4 protein-coding genes are annotated in these 4,026 nt (G+C 35.9%); all 4 read left to right on the top strand.

Going from position 1 to position 4,026, the window contains the following annotated elements; genetic code table 11:
* Window positions 1-63: 63 nt before the first annotated feature.
* The gene (locus tag P8M54_RS09325; protein WP_300287539.1) at window positions 64-1,257 is read left to right on the top strand and encodes a pyridoxal phosphate-dependent aminotransferase; all 1,194 of its coding nucleotides are present in this window, start codon (window positions 64-66) and stop codon (window positions 1,255-1,257) included.
* Between the two features lie 236 nt (window positions 1,258-1,493).
* Window positions 1,494-2,165 carry a GTP cyclohydrolase I FolE gene (gene folE, locus P8M54_RS09320; protein ID WP_300287537.1) on the top strand — a complete coding sequence of 224 codons (672 nt, stop codon included), beginning with the start codon at window positions 1,494-1,496 and terminating at the stop codon, window positions 2,163-2,165.
* A gap of 125 nt (window positions 2,166-2,290) precedes the next feature.
* On the top strand, window positions 2,291-3,769 hold the full coding sequence (cysS, locus tag P8M54_RS09315; protein WP_300287535.1) for a cysteine--tRNA ligase: 1,479 nt from the start codon (window positions 2,291-2,293) through the stop codon (window positions 3,767-3,769).
* Window positions 3,770-3,792: 23 nt separating this feature from the next.
* Window positions 3,793-4,026: membrane protein insertion efficiency factor YidD (yidD, locus tag P8M54_RS09310; RefSeq protein WP_300287533.1), on the top strand; the 234-nt coding region annotated here is incomplete at its 3' end.

Here is a 4,026-nt window from a genome sequence, read left to right as displayed (position 1 = left end):
AGGCTTGTACAACCGATAATTCGAGAAAAAAATCGCAAATTTGCAATTCAATAATATAAAGCTATGCCAAAAATATCAATTAAAGGTGCTCAAATGCCGGAGTCACCGATCCGTAAATTAGTACCTTTTTCAGAAATTGCTAAGAAAAAAGGTAACAAAGTATATCATCTAAACATAGGACAACCGGATATTAAAACACCCGAAGTTGCTATGGAAGCAGTCAAAAATATTGACATAACCATATTAGAATACAGCCACTCTGCTGGTTTTGAAAGCTATAGAAACAAACTTTCTCAGTTTTATAAATCAACTGGATTACCTATTAATTCAGAAGATATTATCATTTCAACTGGTGGTTCAGAAGCATTGCTTTTTGCTATGGGAAGCACGATGGATCAAGGCGATGAAATTATTATTCCAGAGCCATTTTATGCAAATTACAATGGTTTTTCGACTGCATCAGGCGTTACAGTAGTACCTGTTATTTCATCGATAGATACTGGTTTTTCGCTACCTCCTATTGCTGACTTCGAAAAATTAATTACTTCAAAAACAAAGGCAATCTTAATATGTAATCCAGGTAACCCAACCGGTTATTTGTATTCGAAAGAAGAAATGATGCAATTAGCTGATCTTGTTAAAAAACACGATTTATTCCTAATTGCTGATGAGGTTTATAGAGAGTTTACTTATGATGGCGACGTGCATTACTCGGTTATGAATATACCTGGATTGGAAGAAAACGCAATCATGATTGATTCGGTTTCTAAAAGATACAGCATGTGTGGCGCACGAATTGGCTGCATTGTTTCTAAAAACAAAGAATTAATGGCAACTGCAATGAAATTTGCACAAGCTCGCTTAAGCCCTCCAACTTTTGCTCAAGTAGCCGCTGAAGCAGCACTTGACACACCGCAAAGTTATTTTGATGAAGTGATTTCTGAATATAGAGAGCGCAGAGACACTTTGGTTACGGAGTTAAACAAAATCGAAGGTGTAAAAGTAGCCAATCCGAAAGGGGCTTTTTACTGTATTGCTGAGCTACCTATTGACAATGCAGATACTTTTGCACAATGGTTATTAGAAAGTTTCGATTTTAATGGAGAAACTGTAATGGTAGCTCCTGCAGCAGGATTTTACTCAACACCAGGTATAGGACTTAATCAAGTACGTATTGCTTATGTTTTGAAAAAAGAAGACTTAATAAAAGCCGTTCAAATTTTAAAAGAAGCAATCAAAGTCTATAACGCTAAATAATTTTTATAGACACGAGGTGCTTTAAAAGCATAGAAACCAAAGGTAATAGACACAACTCAAGGCAGTAACGAATAAAAGTTACTGCCTTGCGTTTTTTGGACAGATACACACAGAAAAAAAGAATTATACCACACCTTAAATCGAGTTGATTAATTAGTAAAACCTTTAGAAAATGTTTGGTTTTTATTAATTATCTTTACGCTCGAAAATTATACACATAATAATAGCTTTTTTTAATGATAAATAAGGAAGAATTACAAGATGAAATGGGTGACGACCACATCGCATCTAGTGCAAATAACCCAGTAAGAGAAGATGCATTTGACATTACTGATGATGAAAAAATTGAAAAAATAAAAAAAGACGTTGAAAACATTCTTTTAACTTTAGGAATGGATTTAACGGATGATAGCATGAAGGGCACACCTAACCGTGTAGCTAAAATGTTCGTAAAGGAGATCTTTGGGGGACTAAATCCTGAAAGAAAACCAAAGGCATCTACATTTGATAACAATTACAAATATGGAGAGATGTTAGTTGAAAAAAACATCACTTTGTATTCTACTTGTGAACACCACCTTTTACCGATTATAGGAAGAGCACATGTTGCTTACATCTCGAACGGAAGAGTTATTGGACTTTCTAAAATGAATCGTATCGTAGAATATTATTCAAAAAGACCACAAGTACAGGAACGTTTAACAATGCAAATTGTTCAGGAACTACAAAGAGCGTTAGGAACAGAAGATGTTGCTTGTGTTATTGATGCTAAGCACCTTTGTGTAAATTCAAGAGGAATAAGTGATATTGAAAGTAGTACTGTAACCTCTGAATTTGGTGGAAAATTTAAAGAGCCACAAGCTCGAAGAGAATTTTTAGACTACATTAAGTTAGATACAAAATTCTAGATTAAGAACCTTATTTGATTAATTTCGTAATCACCTAGCCCTGATTGCAGTGAAAATCCTTTTTATTCGCCACGGCGATTAAAAAGATTGTAACGAAAAGCAGGATTAGCTCCTAAAAAAAACACATGCCTTTATACTCAAGTCAAAAACTGAAAATATACAATTCGCTTTCGGGAGAGAAAGAAACATTTGTACCTATAAACGAAGGAAACATTGGTATGTATGTTTGCGGACCTACTGTTTACAGCAATGTCCACTTAGGAAATGTTAGAACCTTTATGTCATTTGATGTCATATTTAGGTACTTATTGCATTTAGAGTACAAAGTACGCTATGTGAGAAACATTACAGATGTTGGACATATTGTAGACGATGTAGATGAAGGCGAAGATAAAATTGCAAAAAAAGCGCGTTTAGAACAGCTAGAACCAATGGAAGTCGTACAACGCTACACTATTGATTTTCATGATATCCTTAAAGCATTTAATTTTTTACCACCAAGTATTGAGCCAACAGCGACAGGACATATCGTGGAGCAAATTGAAATCATCAAAAAAATAATCGATTCCGGAATTGGATACGAAGCGAATGGTTCTGTTTATTTTGACGTAGTAAAATTCAATAAAACCAATCATTACGGACGCTTAAGTGGTCGTAATATTGAAGACATGCTTGCCAATACTCGAGATCTTGATGGCCAATCCGACAAGAGAAATCCACAAGATTTTGCCTTATGGAAAAAAGCAGAGCCACAGCATATTATGCGATGGCCTTCGCCTTGGAGCGATGGTTTTCCGGGATGGCACTTGGAATGCACAGCGATGAGTACTAAATATTTAGGCAATCATTTTGATATTCACGGCGGTGGAATGGATTTAAAATTTCCCCATCATGAGTGTGAAATTGCTCAAAATGAAGCTTGCACGGGACAAACCCCCGTTAATTACTGGATGCACGCCAATATGCTGACCTTAAACGGAAAGAAAATGGCGAAGTCTACAGGTAACAATATTCTACCAAGAGAAATCCTGACAGGCGAAAACAGCATTCTTAGTAAAGCATTTTCAGCATCAGTGGCTCGATTTTTTATGCTACAGGCACATTACCGCAGTATTTTAGATTTCTCTGATGATGCTATTGTCGCTGCTGAAAAAGGATACAAACGCTTAATGGAAGCAGTAGATACGCTTAAAACCATACAAAGTAGCGCTGTTAGTTCGTTAGCAATCCAAGACTGGAAGCAAAGTTGTTATGATGCTATGAATGACGATTTCAACTCTCCTATTTTGATTGCGAACTTGTTTGAAGGTGTCCGATTCATCAACCTTATAAATGATAATAAAGAGACTGTAACAGCTCATGATCTTGAAATACTGACCACGACAATGAACGCCTTTGTGTTTGATGTGCTTGGACTTGAAGATGATAAAACTGTTGACGGGAATTCTAATAAGCTTGAAGGAACGATTAACATGCTAATTGGTATGCGCAATCAAGCACGTGCTGACAAGAATTTTGCTTTATCTGACCAAATTAGAGACCAATTGATAGCAATCGGAATTCAGTTAAAAGACGGAAAAGAAGGAACGACCTTCACGGTCTAGCTTTTAATGTAAAACGAAAACAAATGCTGAAAAAAATTCTAATTTTTCCCTTGTTAGTACTTGTTCGTTTTTACCAACTTGTGATATCGCCATTAACTCCTGCTTCCTGTAGATTTGAGCCAACCTGTTCCTCCTATATGATTGAAGCATTAAAAGAGCATGGCTTATTGTATGGCTTGTTTTTAGGCATAAAAAGGATAATAAGTTGTAACCCATGGGGCGGTACTGGATATGATCCTGTTCCTAAGAAAAATTGT

Origin of the sequence: Flavobacterium sp. (assembly GCF_029242675.1) — a bacterium.
In the GTDB taxonomy this organism is placed as follows: Bacteria; Bacteroidota; Bacteroidia; order Flavobacteriales; family Flavobacteriaceae; genus Flavobacterium.
This window is presented reverse-complemented; position numbering and strand designations above follow the sequence as displayed.

Excerpts from the sequence above, each read along its gene's own strand:
- cysS (WP_300287535.1), top strand. The coding sequence starts at position 2,291 with ATGCCTTTATACTCAAGTCAAAAACTGAAAATATACAATTCGCTTTCG.
- P8M54_RS09325 (WP_300287539.1), top strand. The coding sequence starts at position 64 with ATGCCAAAAATATCAATTAAAGGTGCTCAAATGCCGGAGTCACCGATC.
- folE (WP_300287537.1), top strand. The coding sequence starts at position 1,494 with ATGATAAATAAGGAAGAATTACAAGATGAAATGGGTGACGACCACATC.